Source organism: Sphingopyxis sp. Root154, assembly GCF_001427105.1.
Classification (GTDB): Bacteria; Pseudomonadota; Alphaproteobacteria; order Sphingomonadales; family Sphingomonadaceae; genus Sphingopyxis.
Genome location: NZ_LMGI01000002.1, coordinates 912,595 through 934,085 on the forward strand (window position 1 = coordinate 912,595; position 21,491 = coordinate 934,085).

17 protein-coding genes are annotated in these 21,491 nt (G+C 65.9%); 5 read left to right on the forward strand and 12 right to left on the reverse strand.

Annotated features, from left to right (window positions below; translation table 11 throughout):
• Window positions 1–153: 153 nt before the first annotated feature.
• The 4 genes from ASD73_RS10080 to ASD73_RS10095 all read right to left on the reverse strand — a co-directional run bounded on the left by ASD73_RS10080 (window position 154) and on the right by ASD73_RS10095 (window position 4,532).
• Window positions 154–1,221: an LLM class flavin-dependent oxidoreductase gene (locus ASD73_RS10080; protein WP_056371964.1), complete on the reverse strand. Its 1,068-nt coding sequence runs from the start codon at window positions 1,219–1,221 to the stop codon at window positions 154–156.
• Entirely contained in the window at window positions 1,218–2,120 is a 903-nt protein-coding gene (locus ASD73_RS10085; RefSeq protein WP_156377412.1) for an aldo/keto reductase, read from the reverse strand. The genes ASD73_RS10080 and ASD73_RS10085 overlap by 4 nt, the downstream gene beginning before the upstream one ends.
• A gap of 58 nt (window positions 2,121–2,178) precedes the next feature.
• The gene (locus ASD73_RS10090) at window positions 2,179–3,432 is read right to left on the reverse strand and encodes an MFS transporter (RefSeq protein WP_056371966.1); all 1,254 of its coding nucleotides are present in this window, start codon (window positions 3,430–3,432) and stop codon (window positions 2,179–2,181) included.
• Between the two features lie 95 nt (window positions 3,433–3,527).
• The gene (locus ASD73_RS10095; protein ID WP_056371968.1) at window positions 3,528–4,532 is read right to left on the reverse strand and encodes a LacI family DNA-binding transcriptional regulator; all 1,005 of its coding nucleotides are present in this window, start codon (window positions 4,530–4,532) and stop codon (window positions 3,528–3,530) included.
• A 157-nt stretch (window positions 4,533–4,689) separates the two neighbouring features.
• On the opposite strand from ASD73_RS10095, the gene ASD73_RS10100 reads away from it, so the two are divergent.
• Window positions 4,690–5,790 carry a YeiH family protein gene (locus tag ASD73_RS10100; protein ID WP_235534294.1) on the forward strand — a complete coding sequence of 367 codons (1,101 nt, stop codon included), beginning with the start codon at window positions 4,690–4,692 and terminating at the stop codon, window positions 5,788–5,790.
• Here ASD73_RS10100 and ASD73_RS10105 read toward each other — a convergent pair.
• Complete coding sequence (locus tag ASD73_RS10105) at window positions 5,787–6,629, reverse strand: amidohydrolase family protein (protein WP_056371970.1); 843 nt, start codon at window positions 6,627–6,629, stop codon at window positions 5,787–5,789. The two genes, ASD73_RS10100 and ASD73_RS10105, sit on opposite strands and share 4 nt — an antisense overlap.
• Window positions 6,630–6,787: 158 nt before the next feature.
• Entirely contained in the window at window positions 6,788–7,735 is a 948-nt protein-coding gene (locus tag ASD73_RS10110; RefSeq protein ID WP_235534299.1) for a class I SAM-dependent methyltransferase, read from the reverse strand.
• Between ASD73_RS10110 and ASD73_RS10115 the strand changes: the two genes are divergently transcribed.
• The gene (locus ASD73_RS10115; RefSeq protein WP_082521470.1) at window positions 7,734–9,359 is read left to right on the forward strand and encodes a winged helix-turn-helix domain-containing tetratricopeptide repeat protein; all 1,626 of its coding nucleotides are present in this window, start codon (window positions 7,734–7,736) and stop codon (window positions 9,357–9,359) included. The genes ASD73_RS10110 and ASD73_RS10115 overlap by 2 nt on opposite strands.
• Window positions 9,360–9,368: 9 nt before the next feature.
• On the opposite strand, the gene ASD73_RS10120 is transcribed toward ASD73_RS10115, so the two are convergent.
• Window positions 9,369–11,015 (reverse strand): sulfatase-like hydrolase/transferase, encoded by a 1,647-nt coding sequence (locus ASD73_RS10120; protein WP_056371973.1) that lies wholly within the window; start codon window positions 11,013–11,015, stop codon window positions 9,369–9,371.
• A 121-nt stretch (window positions 11,016–11,136) separates the two neighbouring features.
• On the opposite strand from ASD73_RS10120, the gene ASD73_RS10125 reads away from it, so the two are divergent.
• Both ASD73_RS10125 and ASD73_RS10130 read left to right on the forward strand, forming a co-directional pair.
• The gene (locus ASD73_RS10125) at window positions 11,137–11,763 is read left to right on the forward strand and encodes a TetR/AcrR family transcriptional regulator (RefSeq protein WP_056371976.1); all 627 of its coding nucleotides are present in this window, start codon (window positions 11,137–11,139) and stop codon (window positions 11,761–11,763) included.
• Entirely contained in the window at window positions 11,763–12,701 is a 939-nt protein-coding gene (locus ASD73_RS10130; protein ID WP_056371978.1) for a formylglycine-generating enzyme family protein, read from the forward strand. Before ASD73_RS10125 ends, ASD73_RS10130 begins: the two co-directional genes overlap by 1 nt.
• Here the strand turns inward: ASD73_RS10130 and ASD73_RS10135 are convergent.
• The 3 genes from ASD73_RS10135 to ASD73_RS10145 all read right to left on the reverse strand — a co-directional run bounded on the left by ASD73_RS10135 (window position 12,621) and on the right by ASD73_RS10145 (window position 16,130).
• Complete coding sequence (locus tag ASD73_RS10135; RefSeq protein WP_056371980.1) at window positions 12,621–14,462, reverse strand: arylsulfatase; 1,842 nt, start codon at window positions 14,460–14,462, stop codon at window positions 12,621–12,623. The genes ASD73_RS10130 and ASD73_RS10135 overlap by 81 nt on opposite strands.
• A 106-nt stretch (window positions 14,463–14,568) precedes the next feature.
• Entirely contained in the window at window positions 14,569–15,360 is a 792-nt protein-coding gene (locus ASD73_RS10140) for an enoyl-CoA hydratase/isomerase family protein (RefSeq protein WP_156377413.1), read from the reverse strand.
• Window positions 15,354–16,130: an SDR family NAD(P)-dependent oxidoreductase gene (locus ASD73_RS10145; protein ID WP_056373468.1), complete on the reverse strand. Its 777-nt coding sequence runs from the start codon at window positions 16,128–16,130 to the stop codon at window positions 15,354–15,356. Before ASD73_RS10145 ends, ASD73_RS10140 begins: the two co-directional genes overlap by 7 nt.
• 381 nt (window positions 16,131–16,511) lie before the next feature.
• Here ASD73_RS10145 and ASD73_RS10150 point away from each other — a divergent pair, with 381 nt between their 5' ends.
• On the forward strand, window positions 16,512–18,101 hold the full coding sequence (locus tag ASD73_RS10150; protein WP_056371984.1) for a Na+/H+ antiporter: 1,590 nt from the start codon (window positions 16,512–16,514) through the stop codon (window positions 18,099–18,101).
• Here the strand turns inward: ASD73_RS10150 and ASD73_RS10155 are convergent.
• Together ASD73_RS10155 and ASD73_RS10160 are read right to left on the reverse strand one after the other, a co-directional pair.
• A complete protein-coding gene (locus ASD73_RS10155; RefSeq protein ID WP_056371986.1) occupies window positions 18,098–20,419 on the reverse strand; it encodes a GH92 family glycosyl hydrolase in 2,322 nt (773 codons plus the stop codon). The genes ASD73_RS10150 and ASD73_RS10155 overlap by 4 nt on opposite strands.
• 74 nt (window positions 20,420–20,493) lie before the next feature.
• Window positions 20,494–21,414, reverse strand: coding sequence for an ROK family protein (locus tag ASD73_RS10160; RefSeq protein WP_056371988.1), 921 nt, complete (start codon window positions 21,412–21,414; stop codon window positions 20,494–20,496).
• Window positions 21,415–21,491 lie beyond the last annotated feature (77 nt).

The window sequence follows — 21,491 nt, forward strand, 5'->3', positions numbered from 1 at the left end:
GCGCGCTCGCCCCGTCCCCTTCTCTCCTACGTCTCAAACGTGGGGGCGGGGTATCCTCCCCGCCATCGTCATCCCGGACTTGACCCGGGATCCATGACTTCGAGGGTGGCGCTTGCCTTCGTGGACCCGGATCAAGTCCGGGGTGACGAATATTTAGAGTTCGAGCGCCCCGTGCTTCATCTTCGGCAGCACATGGCGCGCGAAGAGGTCGGCCTCGGCGGCGTGCGGATAGCCCGAGAGGATGAAGGCTTCGATGCCCATGTCCTGATAGCGGTTCAACTTCGCGAGTACCTGGTCGGGGTCGCCGACGATCGCGGCGCCGCAGCCCGAGCGGGCGCGGCCGACGCCGGTCCAGAGATTGTCCTCGACATAGCCGTCGTCGGAGGCGGCTTCGCGCAAGGCGACCTGTGCGTTCACGCCGAACGACTGCGAGTCGAGCGACTTGGCCTTGATCTCGGCGCCTTTCGCGGCGTCGAGTTTCGAGAGCAGGCGGTCGGCGGCGGTGCGCGCTTCGCTTTCGGTATCGCGGACGATCATGTGCGCGCGGTAGCCGAATTTGAGGGTGCGACCGTAAGCGGCGGCGCGCTTGGTCATGTCGGCGATGATCTCTTTCACCACCTCCTCGCGGTCGGGCCACATCAGGAAGACGTCGCAGCCCTTGGCGGCGGCGTCGCGCGCGGCCGGAGACAGCCCGCCGAAATAGAGCGGCGGCGCCTTGCCCGAGACCGTGCCGACGCGTGCGGGGGCGACCTGCAGCTTCCAGAACTCGCCGTCATGGTCGAGCGCCTCGCCATTGAGCAGCGTCTTCAAAATATGCATCGCCTCGACCGTGCGGCGATAGCGCGGTTCGGAGTCCATCGTCTCGCCGGGCATGTCGGAGGAGATGATGTTGACCGTCAGGCGGCCGCCGAGAATCTGGTCGATCGTCGCGATCTGGCGCGCGAGCTGCGGCGGCCAGCTTTCGCCGATCCGCACCGCCATCAGGAGGCGGATATTCTTCACCATCGTCGCGATCGCCGCGGCGAAAGCGGTGGTGTCGATGCCGAGCGCATAGCCCGAGGGGAGCAGGATATTGTCGAAGCCGAGGGTGTCCGCCTGCACCACGATATCGCGGCAATGCTCCCAGCTCGATTCGAGCATCGGGTCGGGAACACCGAGAAATTCATAGTCGTCGTCGCAGAGCGCCGAAAACCAGCTGACTTCGCACGACGGGTCGGTCATGGCAGATTCTCCCCCATCGATACCTGCAGCACCGCATACCATTCGGCGCGCGTCCAGCGCGGGACGAAGGCCTGCGGAATTTCCTTGATGCGATCGACGTTCTGCGTGCCGACGATCGGGATCGGGCGCGCCGGATGCGCCATCACCCAGCTGCAGGTCGCAGCGGCGCGCGAGACGCCATATTCGGCGGCCTTGGCGTCGAGCAGTCCGGCGACTGCTTGGCTGCGCTCGTCGGCCGGATCGCCGAGCCGGCCGCCACCGAGCGGTGACCAGGCGAGGAAGCGCATGCCCTCCGCCATCGACTGGTCGAAGATGCCGTCGAACAGCGGAGCGAGGTGGAGCGGCGAAAATTCGCTCTGATGGCTGACCACCGGAACGGCGAGGAATTTGGCGAGCGCAGCGGTCTGGGCGGGCGTGAAGTTCGACACGCCGATCGCGCCGATCTTGCCCGCACGGTGCGCGTCCTCGAGCGTCCGTGCGATTTCCTGCGGGTGGGTGAGCAGGTCGGGGCGGTGGATCTGCCACAGTTCGACATGGTCGGTGCGCAGGCGTTTCAGCGAAATGTCGATCGCCGAGGTGAGATAGGCCGCGCTGCTGTCATAGGGCACGCCGAGAATGATGCCGCCCTTGGTCGCGAGCACCATCCTGTCGCGCAAGGCGGGGGCTTCGGCAAAGACGTCGCCGAGCAGCGCCTCAGCCGAGCCGAAGCCGCCCGGCGTATCGCAGCCGTAGATGTCGGCGGTGTCGAACAGCGTGACGCCGGCCTCGAACGCCGCATCGATGCGCGCGCGCGCGGTCGCAACGTCGACACCGGCGAAGCGCCACATGCCCCAGGCGACGGGAGAAACTTCATGACCGGCGAGGGTCACATTGGCGGGAGCGGGAAGAAAATCTGACATCGCTGTCATATACTCCATAATCGGTCGGGTGGAAAGCGGCTTCGTTGTGACTGGCTATTCAGTGCGCGAGCACCGGAGCGGCCTCGCCATCCTCCTCCTCGTCGACCGCGACGATGCGCGGCAGGATGAGGTGGATTGCGGCGAGCGCGAGGAGATAGGTGACGGCGCAGACGAGGAACATCGGGAGATAGCCCCTGCCCGTGTCGAGCGACCAGCCCGCGAACTCGATCATCGCCATGCCCGAGAGGTTGCCGGCAAAGGCGCCGATCCCGATCGCCGAGCCGACGATGCGCGCGGGGAAGACGTCGGTGGTAAGGCCGAAGAGGTTGGTCGAGAAGCCCTGGTGCGCGAAGAGCGCGAGGCCGAGAATCATCGCGGCGGTCCATGCGCTGTCGACGCCGACGAGCAAGGGCACGGGCAGGATGAGCAGCGCGTAGATGAGCATCGTCGTCTTGCGCGCCGCGTTGACGGTCCAGCCGCGACGACCCATCAGGTAGGAAGGCAGATAGCCGCCCGTGATACCGCCAAGCGCGGCCATGAAATAGACGAAGGCGACGGGAAGCCCGAGCGTGCCCTGCGTCAGTCCGAAGACGCGGTGGAACAGATCAGGCATGAAGAAAAGCAGGAACCACCAGACCTGGTCGGTGAGCGCTTTCCCCAGGATCACCGCCCATTGGCGGCGGTCGCGAAGCAGGCTGCTCCACGCGATCTTCGGCGCCGCGGCGTCGCGTGCGGCGTTCGGCTGTTCCGGAATGCGGACGGCAAGCCAGACGACGACCCAGACGAGCCCGAGCCCGCCGGCGATCAGGAAGGTCGCCTGCCACCCCCACATCAGCGCCATCAAGGGGATGAGCAAAGGCGTCAGGATCGCGCCGACATTCGGCGCGATACCGCCAAGGCCGAGGACGAAACTTCGCTCCTTGGCGTTGAAGTAAGTCGCAGCGGTCTTGACCGCGGCGGGGGTGCCGATCGATTCGGCCGCGCCGAGCACCGCGCGCGACGCGATAAAACCCGATACGGTCGAGGCGAAGGCATGCGCCATGCCCGCAAGGCTCCACACCCCGACGCCGATCGCAAAGCCCCAGCGGAGGCCAACCTTGTCGATAAACCAGCCGGTGCCGAGGAAGGCGAGCGCGGCGGCGAACTGGAAGGCCGAAGCCATGTGGCTGTAATCGCGGTCGGTCCAGTCGAACTCGAGCTGGAGCGTCGGCTTGAGCAGCGCGAGGATCTGGCGGTCGACATAGTTGAGGACGATCGCGATGAAGACGAGCCCCACCACGAGCCAGCGGCGTCTGTCGGCGATTTGCGCCACTGTCGTCTCTCCGAATCTATCTGCCTAACGATAAGATAACGTTGTCATACGCGAGGACAAGGAGTTTCTTCGGCATTGCGAGCGAAGCAATGACGTTAAGTGCGCGGTGGCGCCGTCGAGCCGCGCACGACCAGCTTGTGCGGAAGCTGGCGTCGCTCAATCGTCTCGCCGAATTCGAGCAGCAGGTCGGCGGCGGCGTAGCCGAGGTCGCGGATCGGCTGGTGGATTGTGGTCAGCGAAGGCCAGACGACTTGCGCGAGGTCGGTGTCGTCGAAGCCCGCGACCGACAGCTGGTCGGGCACCGCGACGCCCAGCCGGTGCGCCGCCGCGAGCACGCCCGCGGCCATATCGTCGCTGCTCGCGAAGATCGCGGTCGGCGGTTGGTCGAGCGTCAGCAGCGCTTCGGCAGCGGCGGTCCCCGACTGGAAATCGAACTGGCCCGGAAAGACCAGCGCCGCATCAAAGCCGATGCCCGCGCGCTGGAGCGCCTGCCGATAGCCGGTCAGCCGCTGGCCGCTCGCGAAATAATTGCCGTGCCCGGTGACGAAGCCGATACGCCGATGCCCGAGCGAAATCAGATAGGCGGTCATATCGTCGGCCGCCTGCACATTGTCGATGTAAACCGCTGATGTCGCGGTCAGATCGGTGCCCGGCTGAACGCGGACGACGGGGATCTTACGGCGGAACAATTCGGCGAGCGCGGTGCCGACGTCGGTCACCGGCGGGGTCATGATGAAGCCGTCGAGCTGCGCCTGATCGATCAGCGCGCCGATGTCGTCAACGAGGCCCGGCGAGTTGATGTCGCACGGCTGGACGATCATGCGAAAGTCCGCCTCGCGGCAGCGCTGCCCGACCCCCGCCTGCATGTTGAAGATATAATAGGGGCTGGGGTTGTCGTGAATCAGCCCGATCTGGAACGAACGGCGCCCCGCGAGGGTTCGCGCCGCCTGGCTCGGGTGATAGTTGAGGCGCGCGACCGCCTCCTCGACCTTTTGCCGCATGTCGTCGCTGACATAGCGTTCCTTGTTGAGCACGCGCGATACCGTCTTGATCGACACGCCGGCGACGCGCGAGACGTCCTTGATCGTCGCCCGGGTCATGCGTGCCTTCGCTCCGTCTCCGGCTGGCAAATCCTCGTCACGGCTGCGCATCTCCCGTTCGGCCCGTTGACCATCGCTGTCTGCATTGGCGCGTCGCGTCGCGCACCGCAAGAGAAGCCTTGCGCGTGCGGCCGGGTTAGAGATATGGCGCGATCTTATGACAGCGCTGGACAGAGATGATTTGACCTCGATGCGCCACGCGCATTGGAACAATCTGCCGAGCGGCGGCGACCTGTTCGGCGAATTGCATCTTTCGCAGACGATAGCCGGGACGGCGGCGAAGGGCAGCCTGTTCCCCGGTCTGTCCGCCTGCGCGGTCGCATCGGCGGCCGCGGCATGGCTGTCCGACCATTATGGTTTTCCGATCATCCTGCTCGGCCTGCTCGTCGGGCTCGCGCTCAATTTCATCTCGACGAACGAGGCGACGCACCGCGGGCTCGACTTCGCCTCGCGCACCTTCCTGCGCTTCGGGATCGTCGTGCTCGGGCTGCAGGTGACCTTCCTGCAGATCGCGGTGCTCGGGCCGGTGCCGTTCGCCGCGCTGATCGTCATCATGACGCTGACGATGGGCGCCGGATTTCTGGGCGCGCGGATTTCGGGGCAATCGCCTTACGCCGGCCTGCTCACGGGCGGCGCGACGGCGATCTGCGGCGCGAGCGCCGCGCTCTCACTCTATGGCGTGATCGGGCGGCAGCGATTGTCGCAGGCGCAGTTCGCGTTGACGCTTGTCGGCGTTTCGCTCGCGAGTGCGCTCGCGATGACAATCTATCCTTTGCTCGCCGCGCGCTTCGGGCTGAGCGATGCGCAGGCGGGGTTCCTGATCGGCGCGTCGATCCACGATGTCGCGCAGGCGATCGGCGGCGGCTATGCCTTTTCCGACGCCGCGGGGGCGAGCGCGACGATCGTCAAGCTCGCGCGCGTCGCGCTGCTCGCCCCGGTGGTCGCGCTCGTCGGGCTACTGCTCAAGCCCGAAGACGGGAGCGAGCAACGCATCTGGCGGCGCCTTGTCTTACCCTGGTTCATCGTCGCTTTCTTTGCGATGGTGACGCTGGGCAGCCTCGCGCCGATCCCCGACGAATTGCGCGGCGGCGCACTGACCGCGTCGAAGACGCTGCTGCTGCTCGCGGTGACCGCGACCGCGATGCGCACGCGGATGGACCTACTGCTCGATATGGGCTGGCGCGCGGGCGTTCCGGTGTTGCTCGCTTCCTTGACTAGCTTTGCCGTGTCGCTGCTTTTCGCGCTCGCGATCGTTTAGCGCCCGAGCAGCTTTCGCGCGTTACCCGAGCGGATTTTTGCGCGCTCCTCGTCGGTGAGGTCGAGCCTGGCGAAGGCTTCGAGTGTCTTGGGCAAAGAGATTTGCGGGAAGTCCGACGCGAGCAGCACATGGTCGACGCCGACGTTGCGGATCGTCCAGACATATTCGGCCTCGATCGGCGAGTCCGCGGCGAGAATGACGCTCGCCGAAATGTCGAAATAGATATTGTCGGCGAAGAGATTTTCAGCAGTGCGCGCAAGCGCGAGGATGTTCCAGAAGCGGAAATTGAGGCCGCCCATATGGCCGAAGATGAATTTCGTCTTCGGTGCGGCGAGCGCGAGATTGAACAATTTCTCGCTGTCGCCGGGGAGGATGTTCGCATTGTCCATAACGACGATCAGCCCCTTGTCGCCGGCGCGCTTGACGAGCGTCAGTACGCGCGCGTCGGCGGCGTCGAACTTCTGGGTATGCGGGTGAATCTTGAGCAGCTTGATCCCGCGCGCGGCGACGCGGTCGACCTCGGCGAGCGCGGCGTCGCCGTCATACGGGTGGACGGTCGCGATCGCGATCATGTCGGGATTCTTTGCCGCGAGCGCGATTAGCGCATCGTTGCGTTTGCTGATGTCGGCGGGGTTGCCCGCGAGTGCCTGATTGGGGCCGCCGAACCACATGGCGCCGAAGGAAGAAACCGGCTGGTTCGCAGCTTTCAGCTGCGCGCGATATTCGGTGAGCGACGCCTCGCCCTTGTGGAGATGGACGTGGGTATCGACGACGGCGTCTTGCGCAAAAGCTGGCGCGGTGGACGCCAGAAGGGCAATCGAAAGCAGCAGGGTTCGCATGAGGGCTCCGGAGCTGGACAGGTGGGATACCCCCGACCTGCCACAAAGCCGGCGCCCGGCCAATTACCTTGGAGGCCATTGTTCGAATTGCCGAATGGCCACAGGCGAGCGAATGCCGCCCCTGCGGGGGAGAATGCGGGAGCGGCATCGACAAGGACTTATTTGCGGACGGTGACCTTGAGGTAGGTCGCCGGAATTTCGGTGCGGTCCGCGCCGCCGCAGTTTTCGCGTTCGAACAATTGTTCGAGTTCGGTCTGCAATTCGGCGCGCCGGCCGCTTGCCTCGGCGGCAGCGAAAGCATTCATCGTCGGGCCGTAATAGTCGCGGAAGATCGCGAGAAATTCGCGTGGGCTTCCGGCATAGCGGAAGGTGTAGGTCGCGCGTTCGCAGGTGATCCGATCCTGCGCGATGCCAGCGGCACCGAAACGTTCGCGCACCGCCTCTTCCTGTCCCCAGGTCACCGGGCTGATGAAGCCTTCGGGCGGCGGCGGGGTGTAGGCGGCGCAAATCTTGAGCACATGCGCGATGAGGGTCGGATCGCCGGGGATCCAGTTGCCCATCACGATGCGCCCGCCGCGGCGCGTCACGCGGACCATCTCGGCCGCAGTGTCGAGCGGCCGCGGCGCGAACATCGCACCGAAGATGCTGACGACGAGGTCGAAGCTGTTATCGGCGAGCGCACCCAGGTGCGAGGCGTCGCCCTCCTCGAAACGCAGATTCGTGAGGCCGGCTTCGCGGGCGCGGACATTGCCGGCGGCAACGAGGTTCGATGCGATATCGACGCCGAGCACCTTCGCGCCGCGTTCGGCCGACGGCAGCGCGGTCGTGCCGTCGCCGCAGCCGAGGTCGAGCACGTCGAGTCCGGCGTGGACGCCGAGGCTTTCGACAAGTTCATCGCCGCTTTCGCGCATGCAGGCCGCGAGACGGGTAAAATCCCCCTTCTCCCAAAGAGCCTTGTTCGGGTTGGCGGGGGTTGATAGGCTTTCGGCCTGCGGCGCGCTGGGGGCCGTCTCCGACTTCGTCGTTACGAGCGTCATCACATTCTCCTTGAACTGGAACCGGGGGGCCGGTTCGATCAGGCGTTCATAGGCTTTCCGTGGTCCCATGCTTGAAGACGGCATGGAGAATATATGGAGAAATGCTGGTTTGTCGTTCGGCGCCGCCCTGATCTACCGCTTTGAAAGCTTCGAGCTCGACCCCGGCAAGTTCGAGCTGCGCGAGCAGGGGCAGGCGAAGCATCTGGAGCCGCAGGTGCTGTCGCTGCTGATCCTGCTCGCGAGCAACGCCGACCGCCTCGTCAGCAAGGACGAGATTATCGAGAAGATCTGGGGCGGGCGGATCGTGTCCGAAGCCGCGGTGGCGTCGCGCATCAAGGCGGCGCGGCAGGCGCTGGGCGACGACGGCAAGGAACAGCGCTTCATCCGCACCGTCCACGGCAAGGGCTTTCGGTTCGGCGCGCAGGTCCTGTTCGAACAGGCGCCCCGCCCCGTACGGCGGTTCGCCGCGCCCGCCGCCGATCGATCGCCCCCCGCCCCTGCCACAGAGGAGCGGCCGTCGATCGCCGTGCTCCCCTTCCATCTCGTCGGCGGCCCCGGGCCACTGTCGGTCGTCGCCGATGCGCTGGCTGACGAGCTGATCGGCGACCTGTCGCGGCTGCGCTGGCTGCTCGTGATCGCGCGCACCTCGACCTTTCGCTTTCGCGGCCAGGAGGTAAGCTGCGAACAGGTCGGCGCGGCGCTGGGCGTTCGTTATTGCCTGACCGGCACGCTCGAGGAAGCCGCCGGCCGCGTCATCCTGTCGGTCAGTCTTGCACGAACAAGCGACAGTGCCGTGGTGTGGGCCGACCGCTTCACCACCGGCCGCGACGAATTGCACGAGCTGCGCTGCGAGGTGCTGGAAGCCGTGATCGCCAATCTGGAAACGCGGATCATCCAGAACGAGGTCGAGCGCGCGCGCCGCATGCCCGAGGCCGGGCTCGACGCCTGGTCGTCCTATCACCTCGGGCTCGACCATATGTTCCGCTTCAACCGGTCGGACAATGCGCATGCGGCCGGTTTGTTCGCGCAGGCGCTGGCGCGCGACCCGAATTTCTCACGCGCGCTGTCGGGCCTGTCCTTCACGCGCTTTCAGGATTGCTTCCTGCAATATTCGGACGACCCCGACGCGATGGCCGAGCAGGCGCGGTCGCTCGCCGAGCGCGCGGTGCAGCTCGATCCGCTCGATCCCTTCGCGCACCTCAACCTCGGCCGCTCTTTATGGTTCGCTGACGCGGTGCCCGAAAGCATGGAGCGCCTGTCGACGGCGATCGCGCTCAGCCCCAATTATGCGCAGGCGATCTATTCGAAAGCGTGGGCCGAGATGACGCAGTGCGATGTCGGGCACAGCGACGAACATGCCAAACTCGCGCTGCGCTTGAGCCCGCTCGATCCTCTACGCTATGCGATGCTGGGGGTAAGATCGGTCAGCGCGTTGATGCGCGGCGACTATCAGAGCGCACTCGAATGGGGCGAGCGCGCGGCGCAGTCGCCCGGGGCGCACAAGCATATCGCGGTGATCGCCGCGATCGCCGCCGAGGCGTCGGGCAATCACGAGCGCGCGGCGCAGTGGATCGGGCGGGCGCGGCAGCTCGACCCGCAGGTGTCGCGCGCGACTTTCCTGCGATCCTTCCCCTTCGCCGCGACGAGCGGACGCGAGACGATTGAGCGGGCGCTGCAGGACACGGGGCTCTAGAGCCAGGACCTAGTTCGTCCAGTAGATATAATCCTGCCCGTCTTTCCACGGCGCATTCTGGGGCACGTCGATCCGCACGGGCGCTTCGACCAATCCTGGCCAGATCGGCTTGGCCATGCCCTTGTTCTGCGCGTCGATCATCGCGCGGAGCTCGGCGACGCGCTGCGGCTCGCTCGCCGAGAGGTCATGCCGTTCGGTCGGATCGACCGCGAGATTGTAGAGGCGCGCCTTTTCGGGCCGTTTTGTCACCTGCAGCTTCCAGTCGCCCGCGCGCACGACGCGATAATCGCCCGAGCGCCAGTAGAGCGCCGTGCGCTTTGCGGGGCCGGCCAATATGTCCTCGCTGTCGACGATCCGGTCGGCCGGCACCTTCGCCCCCGCCGCGGCCGCTATCGTCGAGAACAGGTCGATATGCCCGGTCATGTCGGCGCGCGTCGACCCCGGTGCGAGATGCCCCGGCCAGCGCATGAAGAAGGGCGTGCGGATGCCGCCTTCGAAGAAGGTCGCCTTCCACCCGCGATAGGGCGCGTTCAGGTCGTCGATGCCCGTGTACCAGGCGCCGCCATTGTCGCTGGTGAAGATGACGAGCGTATTGTCGTCGATGCCCAGTTCTTTCAGCTTCGCCATCACGTCGCCGATGCGCCGGTCGAGCTGCGCGATCATCGCGCCGTAAACGCGCGTCTTGTGATCCTTGATCTGCGGCAGTTTTGCATAGTCCGCTTTCGTCGCCTGGAACGGCGTGTGCGGGGCGTTGAACGCGAGATACAGGAAGAAGGGCCGGTTCCGGTTCGCTTCGATCGCCGTGATCGCCTCATCGGCGAAATAGTCGGTCATGTGACCCTTCGGATGGAAACGCTTGCTGCCGTTGAAAGTGACGGCATGTCGCAGGTTCGCCCAGATGAAGCGGTCGATCGGATCCCAGGGCAGCTTGGCGTTGACCGTGTCGGGATCGTCTTCGGGAAGGAACATCGCCGCGCCGCCGAGCACGGCAAGGCTTTCGTCGAAGCCCTGCGCGTGCGGCTGCAGCGTCGGCGCCTCGCCCAGATGCCATTTGCCGATGTGCAGCGTGCGATAGCCCGCGGCCTTCACCGCCTCGGCGATCGTCACTTCGCTGGCGGGCACGCCCATCTCGGGATAGTCGGGGATGTCGGGCGTGATCAGATCCTTGTGGAAGATCGCCTTGTGCGGCCCGACCCCCTCGCCGTGCGAAACGCTTTCGGCGAACGCGACCGGCACCGCGGTATATTCGAAGCCGAAGCGCGTCGGATAACGCCCCGTCATCATCGCCGCGCGCGACGGCGAGCAGGTCGCGTTCGCGGCATAGGCGGTAGTGAAGTTGATCCCTTCGCGCGCGATCGCGTCGATGTTCGGCGTCTTGACGATCCCGCCCGCGACGCCGCCGCCGTTCAGGCTGATGTCGTTATAACCAAGATCGTCGGCGACGATCAGGATGATGTTGGGGGGATTTTTGTCTCCCGACGGAGTGGCAGGCGCCTTCGCCGGACCCTGCTGCCACATGACCGCGCGGTTCGGCTGCACGGGGTCCTGCCAGTCCTGAACGATGCCGGGAAGCTTGTATTTATTCGCCTCGAACGCCCAATATCCGCCCGCGCCGGCAGCGGCCAAACCGCACAGGGCAACCCATGTTTTCTTCATCTTCGGCCCCTATTCCGTGCGCTCGGCTTGCTCCAAAACTATTGACACTATATGTGTCACTATATTGGCCGATACGCAAGATTGTTTGACCCCGGCGCCAAGCCGGGCCAGCAGGGGGGTCATGACGACAGGGGTGAAGAAGATAGACGCGCCAAAGATCGAGCCGGGCCGGGTCGACGGGCGCCGTGAACGCGGGCGGTCGAGCTACAAGCGCATCGTCGAGGCAATGATGGAACTGATCGTCGCGGGCGACCTGTCGCCGAGCGCGGCGCGCGTCGCCGAGGAGGCCGGCATCGGCCTGCGCACCGTGTTCCGCCATTTCGACGATATGGACGCGCTTTACGCCGAGATCACGCGGACGATCACCGAACGCGTGATGCCGATCGTCGTGGCGCCCTATCCCGACCAGCCGTGGCGCGCCAATATCCGCGAACTCGTCCGCCGCCGCGTCGGCGTGTTCGAGACGACCCTGCCCTTCCGCCTCGCCGCCAATATCAAGCGTTACCAGTCACCCTTCCTGATGGGGCAGTATAGCCGCGTCGTGATGCTCGAGCGCGAGCTGATCGTCCGCCTGCTCCCCGCTTCGGTCCGCGCCGACCGGATCGGCGTCGAGGCTTTGTGTGCGGCGCTGTCGTTCCATACGTGGCGCACGCTGCGCCACGACCAGAGCCTGTCGGCCGAAGAGGCCGGCGCGGTGATGGGGCAAATGGTCGAAGCGATGCTGGCGACGATCGTCGAAGAAGATTGATGCGCGACGCTTCGGCCCTGTTGTCGCTCGCAATGTTCGGCGCGCTCGCGGCGTGCGGCGAGGCGAAAGATGCGCCGCCGGCCGAAGCGAAGGCGCCCGAATGTCCGGCGATGCCCGCAGAGGATTATGTGTGGATTCCGGGTGCGACCTTCGCGATGGGCGCCGACGCGCACCTGCCCGAGGAAGGCCCGGCGCGCGACGCGACCGTCGCGGGCTTCTGGATGTCAACGCACGAAGTCACCAACGCCGAGTTCGCCGAATTCGTGAAGGCGACGGGGTATAAGACGCTCGCCGAGCAGGACCCGCCGAAGCTGCCCGGCGCACCGCCCGAAATGCTGATCCCGGGCTCGGCGGTGTTCACCGCGCCGACCGACGGCAATCCGAACTGGTGGCGGTGGGTCGTTGGCGCCGCGTGGCGGCATCCGGCAGGCCCGAAGACGAATATCGACGGACGCGGCCGCGACCCGGTGGTGCAGATCGGTTATGACGATGCGCTCGCCTATGCCAAATGGAAGGGCAAGGCGCTGCCGAGCGAGGAGCAGTGGGAGCTGGCCGCGGGGACCGGCGGCGCCGACCGCAATGTCCCGGTCGACAAGGCGGGCAAGCCGCTGGCCAATTATTATCAGGGCGCCTTTCCGGCGCGCGACCTTGGCACCGACGGTTTCACCGGCCGTGCGCCGGTCGCCTGCTTCCCCGCCGACCGGCATGGCGTGTACGACCTGATCGGCAATGTGTGGGAATGGACGACGAGCAAGGCGGGGGGCGAGAGCAATGTGATCAAAGGCGGCAGTTTCCTGTGTGCCGCCAATTATTGCGCGCGTTACCGTCCCGCCGCGCGCCAGTTTCAGGAACGCAGCCTAGGCACCGACCATATCGGGTTTCGCCTGATCGACACGGCGCGCCCGGCGCCGGCGGCGAAGGCTCCAGACGAAAACTGACAGCAGAGCGGCGATCCCGCCCGCCCACAGGCCGAGACGGATTAGCCGCGGCTTGCCCTGTTGTTCGAAGGCGTAGCGGTTGATCTGTTCGTCGGCGGTGTAGCCCGCTGGCATGTCGAGCACGCCGTTCGCCTTCGCATAGGCGCGGTAGTCGGCCATCATGGCGGCGAAGCGGGCGGGGTCGGCCGCCGCAAGATCGCGCGTTTCGCCGGGGTCGGCTTTCAGATCGTAGAGCCGCCATTTGCCGTCGCCGGTTGGCGCGAGGTTGCGCACCAGCTTGTAGTCGCCGCGGAACAGCGCCGCATTGCCCGACAATTCGTAACCGAGCGGCGCGTCGCCATGGACGCTGCCTGGCTGCCCCTTTAGCGCGGGCACGAGGCTGCGGCCCGTGACGGGCTCGACCGCTTTTCCCTGCCAGCTTCCACCGTGGTCCGGCACGCCGGCAAGCTCGGTCAGCGTCGGCAAGATGTCGGTGACGTGCGCGAGGCCGTCGCTGATGCCGCCCGCGCGGATCTCCGCATGGCCGGGCCATGTTATGATCAGCGGCACGCGCAGCCCGCCTTCGGTGGCGCTGAATTTGTACCCCGACAAGGGCGACGCCGCGGCGCTCGCCCAGCCCGGACCGATCGCGGCGAAACTGCCACGCCGGCCGATGTTCGCGGTCGCGAGGTCGTACTGCATATCGAGGTACACGCGGTTGCGCAGGCTGCCGAACGGATTGGTCGGCTCGGCGCCGTTGTCCGAGAGGAAGACGAAGATCGTGTTCTCATAATCGCCCGTGGTTTTGAGATGCGCGACGAGGCGGCCGACCTCGCGGTCCATCGCGGTCGCCATCCCGCCATAGGCCTGCATCACGCGGACCGCGGCGGCGCGCTCTTCGGCGTCGAGCTTTTTCCAGTCGGGCGTCGTCGCCATCGTCACGATCGGCGCGCCCGCGGGCACGAGGCCGAGCGCCGCCGCGCGCTTCGCCCGCGCGGTGCGGAGCGCGGTCCAGCCGTCCCTGTACATCGCCGAATAGCGCGCGATGTCGCTGTCGGGCGCCTGCACCGGGATATGGTTGGCGAGGAAGTTGATCGAGGCGAGGAAGGGTTTGCCGCTTTTGCGGTCGGCCTCGATATAGTCGATCATCCGCTGCACGACGAAATGCGAGCTGTAATAATCCTTCGGCAAGGTCGCGGGCTTGCCATTCTCGGTCCAGGCGGCGGTATCGTACATGCCCTCGATCGGACGCTGTTCGAAATTGTCGGCGCCGGCATCGGCGAGGCTGTAGGCGCGGTCGTAGCCGCGCGCGTGCGGCAGGCGCTTCGCATCGCTGCCGAGGTGCCATTTTCCGGTGAGATAGGTGCGGTAGCCCGCCGCCTTCAGAAGCTGCGCGATCGTCACGACGCGCAGGTTCATCACCGTGTCGTAACCGGGTTTGCCGCGATGCTGGTCGGGGATCGTCTCGGGCATGTTGCCGAGGCCATTGCGGTGGTTCATCACCCCCGTCTGGAGCATCGCGCGCGTCGGCGAGCACGACCCCGCGACGTGGAAATTCGAAAAGCGCATTCCCGCTTTTCCCAGTGCATCGATGTTCGGCGTCGCGATTTCGGAACCGAAGGAACCGACGTCGGAAAAGCCCCAGTCGTCGGCGAGCAGGATCACGATGTTGGGATGCTTTGGCGCCGATGCGGCGCGCTGCGCCTGCGCGGGCGCTATCGCGATCAGGGCGGCGATAATGATGATGGCAGCACGCCGGGACCCGCCTAAGCGACCCGGCATCTAGTGGTCCTCCTGCGTACTGCCATCACTCCCACCCCCTCGGGATATGGCACTTACTATGTCAATATATTCGCGAGTCAATGGGGGTGATGAAGGCCGCTTAACCTTATCGCTCGCGATAGTCGGGAGCGCGCTTTTCGAGGAAGGCGGCGAGCGCTTCGCGGTGGTCTTCGGTCGCCGAAAGGATCACCTGCTGGCGGTCCTCGATCGCCATCGCGGCGTCGAGACTCGGCGCGTCGATGTTGAGATTGAGCGCCTGTTTCGAGAGGCGCAGACCATAGGGCGAGGTCGCGAGCATCTCGTCGGCGAGCGCAAGTCCGCGGTCGAGCAATGCCTCCTCGTCTACGATCTCACTAACGAGGCCGGCGCGCAGCGCGCGCTCGGCGTCGATGAAGCGGCCGGTCAGGATCATCTCCGACGCGAGGCTGGCGCCGACGAGCCGCGGCAGGAAATAGCTCGACGCCATGTCGCATCCGCCGAGGCCGATGCGAATATAGGCGGCGTTGCAGCGGAACGACGGCGCGGCATAGCGCACGTCGGATGCGAGCAATAGCGACAGGCCGCCTCCCGCTGCGGCGCCATGGCCGAGCGCGACGATCGGCTGCGGGCAGGCGCGCATTTTGCGATAGATATTGCCGATGCGCGTCTGGGTGCGCAGCGTGCGGAGCACCGGGGTCTCGTCCGACGACCGGTCCTCCTGGATATCGAGCCCGGCACAGAAACCGCGCCCCGCGCCGCGCAGGATGACAACCCGGATATCGGGGCGCTCGGCGAGCCCGCCGAAATAGGCATTGAGTTCGTCGACCAGCGTCTCGTTCAGCGCATTGAGGCGTTCGGGGCGGTTGAGCGTCGCGATTTCGACCGCGCCGCGCGCCTCGACCAGCAGCTCGGTCACAATGTCTGTCCGTCGTCGACGGTGATCACGCTGCCCGTGATGCCGATCGCGGCGTCGGAGCAGAGGAGCAGCAGCGGCGCGTGGAGGTCGCTCGGCGGGCGCATGCGCTGGCGCGGAAAGCTCTTCACCATCGCCGCGCCAGTATCGCTCTCGAACAGTTCGGCGGTCATTTCGGATGCGAAATAGCCGGGCTGAATCACATTGACGCTGATCCCGCGCCGCGCCCATTCGCGCGCCAGCGCTTTCCCAAGGTGGCGCACCGCCGCCTTGGTCGCGCCATAGACCGAGGTCGCGGGAAAAACCTTTTCGGCGGTGATCGAACCGATCAGGACGATGCGGCCGTGCTGTTTCTCGCGGCTGCCCGCCTTGTCGAGCCGCTTGGCGCCCTCGTTCGCGGTCAGGAAGACGCCGCGGACATTGGCCGCGAGCAGGAAATCGACGTCGGCGACCGACAGGCTCATCGCCATCTTCTCGGTCGCGACGCCGGCGTTGGCGACGATCGTGTCGACTGTGCCGAACGCCGCCTCGGCAGCATCATAGGCGGCGATGGTCGATGCCTCGTCGGTGACATCCATGCTGACGGCAATCGCCTGCCCGCCCGCGGCCTCGATCGCGGCGACCTGCTCGGCGAGCTTGTCGGCGCGGCGCGCGGCGAGCACGACCTTCGCGCCCGCCGCCGCCAGCACCTTGGCAAAGCCCGCGCCGAGACCTGAGGACGCCCCGGTCACCAGCGCCACGCGTCCCGTGAGGTCGAATTTCGGTTGCTCCGCCATCATACTCCCTTTCCTTCGTTTGCTATGCATTGACCCTGATTGACGTTCACGTCAACCGGATGGCCATGCTTGCCGGAAAACCGCAAGAAACCTGTTGACGAACATAATTTGTTCTCCTAATGTTCTCTTGTGCACACCAAACCTCATCCCCCGTCGCGGCTGCCGAGCGCGGCGGACGGGGGGTAAAGGATATTCCTTTCGCATTCCGCATCCAGCTTTGCCCCGATGGGTGGCCCGGCCGCCAGGCTTTTGAGCTGGCACAATCTCCAGCATTGATCGCGGCGGCAAACGTCGTCACACATGGCCTCGTCGAATTGGACGAAACAAGGGGCCTCAAGATGACAGCATCGTTCGACCTCGGCATGGACCGGACCTGAGCCGATGCACGCCGTCGAAACCTTCGAACTCGTCCTCGGGCTGCTCGCGCTCGTCATCGGGCTGCACTGGCTGGCGCAGAAACTGCGCTGGCCGCCCGCGACCGCGCTGCTCGTCGGCGGCGGCGCACTCGCCTTCATCCCGGGGCTGCCGGCGATCTCGCTCGACCCCGAACTCGCGCTCGTGCTGTTCCTGCCGCCGCTGTTGATGGATGGCGCCTATTTTACCGCGCTCGGCCGGTTTCGCCGTCACCTTCCCGGCATCCTGTCGCTTGCCGTCGGCGCGGTGGTGTTCACGACGCTCGTCGTCGGCGTGGTCGTGCATTTGATCCTCCCCGACCTGCCCTGGGCCGCCTGCTTCGCATTGGGTGCGATCGTATCGCCGCCCGATGCGGTGTCCGCGCGCGCGGTTCTGAAAGGCGTCCATTTGCCGCGGCGGCTCGAAGCGCTGCTCGAAGGCGAAAGCCTGCTCAACGACGCAACCGGGCTGATCCTTTTCCGCTTCGCCGTCGCCGCGACGCTCAGCGGGGTGTTCCACACCGGCGAAGCGACCCAGAGCTTCGCTTTCGTCGCGATCGGCGGGGTGATCGTCGGCGCGCTGGTCGCCGCGGGCTGGATATTCCTCGCCAAGCGCCTCCAGGACCGGATGCTGATCATGCTTGTCACGATCCTGCTCTGCTGGGCCGCCTATATCGCCGGCGAAGCCGTGCATGTGTCGGGGGTCATCGCGACCGTCACCGCAGGCCTCGCGATGGGCTGGTATCAGCATGAGATATTGTCCGCCGACGTCCGCCTCCGCGCCAATTCGGGTTGGTTCATCATGGTGTTCGTGCTCGAGGCGCTCGTCTTCATCCTGATCGGCTTTTCGCTGCGCGGCGCGATCGAACGGATCGGCGGGATCGCGGCGATGCCGCTGTCGTGGACCATCGTGATCGCCGCCGTCGTGATCACCGTGACGATCGCGCGCTTCGTCTGGATTTTCGGATCGGAGGCTATTCTCGGAATCGCCCGCAAGACCGGACTGGAACGCGCGCGCCCGCTGGGCTGGCGGCAGGCGACGGTGCTGAGCTGGGCGGGGATGCGCGGCGTCGTGACGCTGGCCGTGCCGCTGACCCTGCCCGTCGACATGCCCGGCCGCGACCTGATGCTGATCTGCGCTTTTGCGGTGATCTTTGTGACCGTCGTCGCGCAGGGATCGAGCCTGGGCATGCTCATCCGCGCGGTCAAACCCGTCGACACCGACCCGCCCGCCAAAATGGCGCTGCCCGCTGCCGAAGCCGCGATGGCGCGCGCGCGGTTCGCGGTCATCGAAAGGCTCGCCTATGACGAAAATGGGACGCTGATCCATCCAATGATGCTCGAAGAACATCGCAAGCGGATGAATTTCATGGAGCGCTACGAGGCCGACGCAAGCGCCGCTATGGACGGGCTACAGTCGCATTTCGAAGTCCTGCTCCAGGCAATCGCTGCGGGGCGCGCCGAACTGATCCGGATCCACCGCGCCGGGCTGATCGAGGATGAGGTTCTGCACGAACTCGAACGCGACCTCGACGTCGAGGAACTCGCAATGACGCTGCAGCGCGGCGAACAGACCTAGCGCGTCGTCGACTGCGAATAGGGCCGCGCGGCGGGAGCCTTCCCCCACGCGGTGTCGGGCTTTGCCTGCATCGTGAAGCGCAGCGTGCCGCCGGACCGGATTTCGGCGTCCGAAATCCAGCTACGCGTCAGCGGCTTGCCGTTGAGTTCGACCTTGCCGACATAGCGGTTCGCATCGGAAAGCCCCGCTGTCTCGACGATGAAGCGCTTGCCGCCGGGCAGGTTCAGCACCGCGCGGTCGACGAAGGGCCGGCCGATCACATATTGGTTCGACCCCGGTGCGACCGGATAGAAACCGAGGCCGGTGAAGACGAGCCATGCCGACATCTGGCCGAGGTCGTCATTGCCCGACAGGCCGTCAGGGGTCGGCTTATACTGGCTGTCGACGATCTGCTTCAGCCGCTCCTGCGTCCGCCACGGCGCGCCGGCATAGGCATAGAGATAGGCGACATGGTGGCTCGGCTCGTTGCCGTGGATATATTGGCCGATCAGCCCCGCAATGTCCTCGGCATGGCTATAGTCGAGCTTGCTATTGTCGTAATCGAACATCGCGTCGAGTTTAGTGACCGTCTTTGCGTCGCCGCCGAGGATGCGGAAAAGCGCGGCCTGATCCTGCGGGACGAACCACGAATATTGCCAGGCGTTGCCCTCGGTATAGTCCGAGCCATAGTTGATCGCGGTCGGATCGAAGGGGGTACGGAAGCTGCCGTCGGTCTTGCGCGCGCGAAGCCAGCCGGTCTTGGCGTCGAAGCTGTTTCGCCAGTAACCGGCGCGTTTGTAGAAGCGGTCGGCGATATCCTTTCGCCCCATCTTCTCGGCCATCCGCGCGATCGTCCAGTCGTCATAGGCATATTCGACCGTCTTCGAAGCCGCCTCGGGCTCGCGGTCGATCGCGACATAGCCGAGCTTCATATAGTCGCCGAGCCCGCCATAAGGCGCGTATTCGGCGCTCGCGACCATCGCGTCCAACGCCTCGTTCGCGTCGAAATCGCCCACGCCCTTCATATAGGCATCGGCGATCACCGGGACGGCGTGATATCCGATCATCGTCCAGGTTTCGCGCCCGTGAAACTGCCAGACGGGCAGGATGCCGTGCGGGCTGTGTTTGCGGCTGGCGACGAGCGATTTGACGATGTCGCTGTTGGTTTCACCGGGCTGGACAAGCGTCAGCAATGGATGCTGCGCGCGGAATGTATCCCACAGCGAAAAGGTCGAGCGGAAAGTGAAATCCTTCGCGGCGTGGACCTGATCGTCGGGACCGCGATAACGCCCGTCGACATCGCTCCACACGCTCGGCGCGAGCAGGCTGTGATAGAGCGCGGTATAGAGGTTGGTGCGCATCGGCGCGGGTGCTTCGATTTCGAGCGCGCCGAGCGCCTTGCGCCATTCGCCTTCGGTGCGCGCACGGACGGCGTCGAAACCGGCGCCTTCTGCATCGAGGTTGGCGATGGCGCCGGCCTCGTCGACCCCGGATAGCGCAACGCTCACTTCGAGTGGCGCAGTCAGCGCACCGAAATCGAGCCGTGCTTCGAGCGCCTTGCCAAGCTTTTCGGCGAGCGCATCGCTGCCGCGTCCCGGCGCCTGGAATCCCTTGTACGCGACCTTCTCGTCGCGATCGAGGAAGGCGTGGGTTTTGAGCGGCGCCGAGAAGCGCATCGCGAAATAGAGCTTGCGCCCCGGCGCCCAGCCGCGCGTCTCCCGAAAGCCGGTGAGCGTGCCGTCGGGGCGCAGATGTAGCCCCGACCAGAGAATCTTGCCCGGATAATCATAGAGCGACGAACGGAGGTCGAGCAGCAAGTGCGCGTCCTTGCCCGCCGGAAAGCTGTAGCGGTGGATGCCGACGCGCGTGCCCGCGGTGAGTTCAGCGCGGATACCGGAATCCGCAAGGGTGACGGCATAATAGCCCGGGCTCGCCGTCTCGGTCGCATGGTCGAAGCGCTGGCGATAACCCGAACCGGGTTGCTTCGGATCGCCCGGATCGAGCTTTACCTCGCCCGCCTGCGGCATGACGAGGATATCGCCGAGGTCCGAATGGCCGGCGCCCGAGAAGTGGGTGTGGCTGAACCCCTGAATCGTCGGGTCATGATAGCTGTAGCCCGCCGCATGATCGTAACAGTCGCGGATCTGGCAGGTCGCGTCGGTGTCGGGCGACAGCTGGACCATGCCGAACGGCGCGGTGGCGCCAGGGAAGGTGTGGCCTTCGGGGCCGGTGCCGATCATCGGGTCGACGAAGCCGAGCGGATCGGGCGCCGGCTGCTCGGCGAAGGACTGAATCGGCAGGAGGGCGAGCAGCGCGGCAGCGGCGGACAGGCGTTTCATAACCCTCTTGTGGCGCGAAGGCCTGGCGCTGTCCAATCGCGAAAGGGTCGGTATCGCCACCCCGCCTGCCTTGCTCATACGGGCGCGCCCACCGCGTCCATCGCCAGCGCGATCGCGCCGAGCGGCCCCGCCATCGTCCCGAGTTCGGGCGCGGTGACGTAAGCACCGTCGCCCGGTATCTGCATATAGCCCGAGAGGCTCGCTTCGAGCTTCGCGTTGATCCGCGGCAGCAATTGCGGCTGGCCGGCAAGCACGCCGCCGCCCATCGCAACGCGCATCGGCCCGGTCGTGCAGGCGAGCGAATGGACCATCGACGCCAGCGTGTGCACCATCGGTCCCCAGACCGGATCGTCGGCCGCGACGTCCGCGAGCGGCCGCCCGCCCAGCCGCGCGTTAAGCGCGGTGCCCGAGGCGAGCCCCTCGACGCAATCGTCGTGGAAACGGCAAACGCTCGGCGTGTCGTCGCCAGCAAGACGCGGCACAAGGACATGGCCAATCTCGCTGTGGCTGAAGCCGCGCGTCGGTTTGCCGTGGACGATCAACCCGACGCCGACGCCGGTGCCAACGGTGACATAAGCGAAATCGTCGAGGCCGCGGCCGCTGCCCCAGCGGATTTCCGCGAGCGCTGCGCCATTGACGTCGGTGTCGAGCCCGATCGGAACCTGGAAGGCCGATTGCAGCGGCCCGAGCAGGTCGGCGCCTTCCCAATCGGCCTTGTTCGTCGCGCCGATCTGGCCGTAATTGGCTTTGCCGGGGTCGAGCTTGATCGGGCCGAAGGACGCAATGCCCAGACCGCAAAAACCATAAGACCCGGCCCACTCGTCGAGCACCGCCTTGATCGCGGGCAGCGTTTCCCACGGCACGGTAGTCGCGATCGTCCGCTGGTCGCGAATGTCGCTCGGCCCTGCTGCGAGCGTGACGATGCACTTGGTGCCGCCGAGTTCGACGCCGGCGAACAGGCGCGCTTCGCCGCGCTCTGTTACGGGACCATCCATCAGCGCCACCCCTTCGCTCGATTGCCGAGGTTTCTGAAGGGTGCGGGGCCGCAGCGCAAGGCCGAACGTGGCGGGAT

Excerpts from the sequence above, each read along its gene's own strand:
- ASD73_RS10130 (WP_056371978.1), top strand. The coding sequence starts at position 11,763 with ATGCGCGACGCTTCGGCCCTGTTGTCGCTCGCAATGTTCGGCGCGCTC.
- ASD73_RS10120 (WP_056371973.1), bottom strand. The coding sequence starts at position 11,015 with ATGAAGAAAACATGGGTTGCCCTGTGCGGTTTGGCCGCTGCCGGCGCG.
- ASD73_RS10080 (WP_056371964.1), bottom strand. The coding sequence starts at position 1,221 with ATGACCGACCCGTCGTGCGAAGTCAGCTGGTTTTCGGCGCTCTGCGAC.
- ASD73_RS10085 (WP_156377412.1), bottom strand. The coding sequence starts at position 2,120 with ATGTCAGATTTTCTTCCCGCTCCCGCCAATGTGACCCTCGCCGGTCAT.
- ASD73_RS10110 (WP_235534299.1), bottom strand. The coding sequence starts at position 7,735 with ATGGGACCACGGAAAGCCTATGAACGCCTGATCGAACCGGCCCCCCGG.
- ASD73_RS10105 (WP_056371970.1), bottom strand. The coding sequence starts at position 6,629 with ATGCGAACCCTGCTGCTTTCGATTGCCCTTCTGGCGTCCACCGCGCCA.
- ASD73_RS10135 (WP_056371980.1), bottom strand. The coding sequence starts at position 14,462 with ATGCCGGGTCGCTTAGGCGGGTCCCGGCGTGCTGCCATCATCATTATC.
- ASD73_RS10145 (WP_056373468.1), bottom strand. The coding sequence starts at position 16,130 with ATGGCGGAGCAACCGAAATTCGACCTCACGGGACGCGTGGCGCTGGTG.
- ASD73_RS10125 (WP_056371976.1), top strand. The coding sequence starts at position 11,137 with ATGACGACAGGGGTGAAGAAGATAGACGCGCCAAAGATCGAGCCGGGC.
- ASD73_RS10155 (WP_056371986.1), bottom strand. The coding sequence starts at position 20,419 with ATGAAACGCCTGTCCGCCGCTGCCGCGCTGCTCGCCCTCCTGCCGATT.
- ASD73_RS10100 (WP_235534294.1), top strand. The coding sequence starts at position 4,690 with ATGACAGCGCTGGACAGAGATGATTTGACCTCGATGCGCCACGCGCAT.
- ASD73_RS10150 (WP_056371984.1), top strand. The coding sequence starts at position 16,512 with ATGCACGCCGTCGAAACCTTCGAACTCGTCCTCGGGCTGCTCGCGCTC.
- ASD73_RS10160 (WP_056371988.1), bottom strand. The coding sequence starts at position 21,414 with ATGGATGGTCCCGTAACAGAGCGCGGCGAAGCGCGCCTGTTCGCCGGC.
- ASD73_RS10115 (WP_082521470.1), top strand. The coding sequence starts at position 7,734 with ATGCTTGAAGACGGCATGGAGAATATATGGAGAAATGCTGGTTTGTCG.
- ASD73_RS10095 (WP_056371968.1), bottom strand. The coding sequence starts at position 4,532 with ATGACCCGGGCGACGATCAAGGACGTCTCGCGCGTCGCCGGCGTGTCG.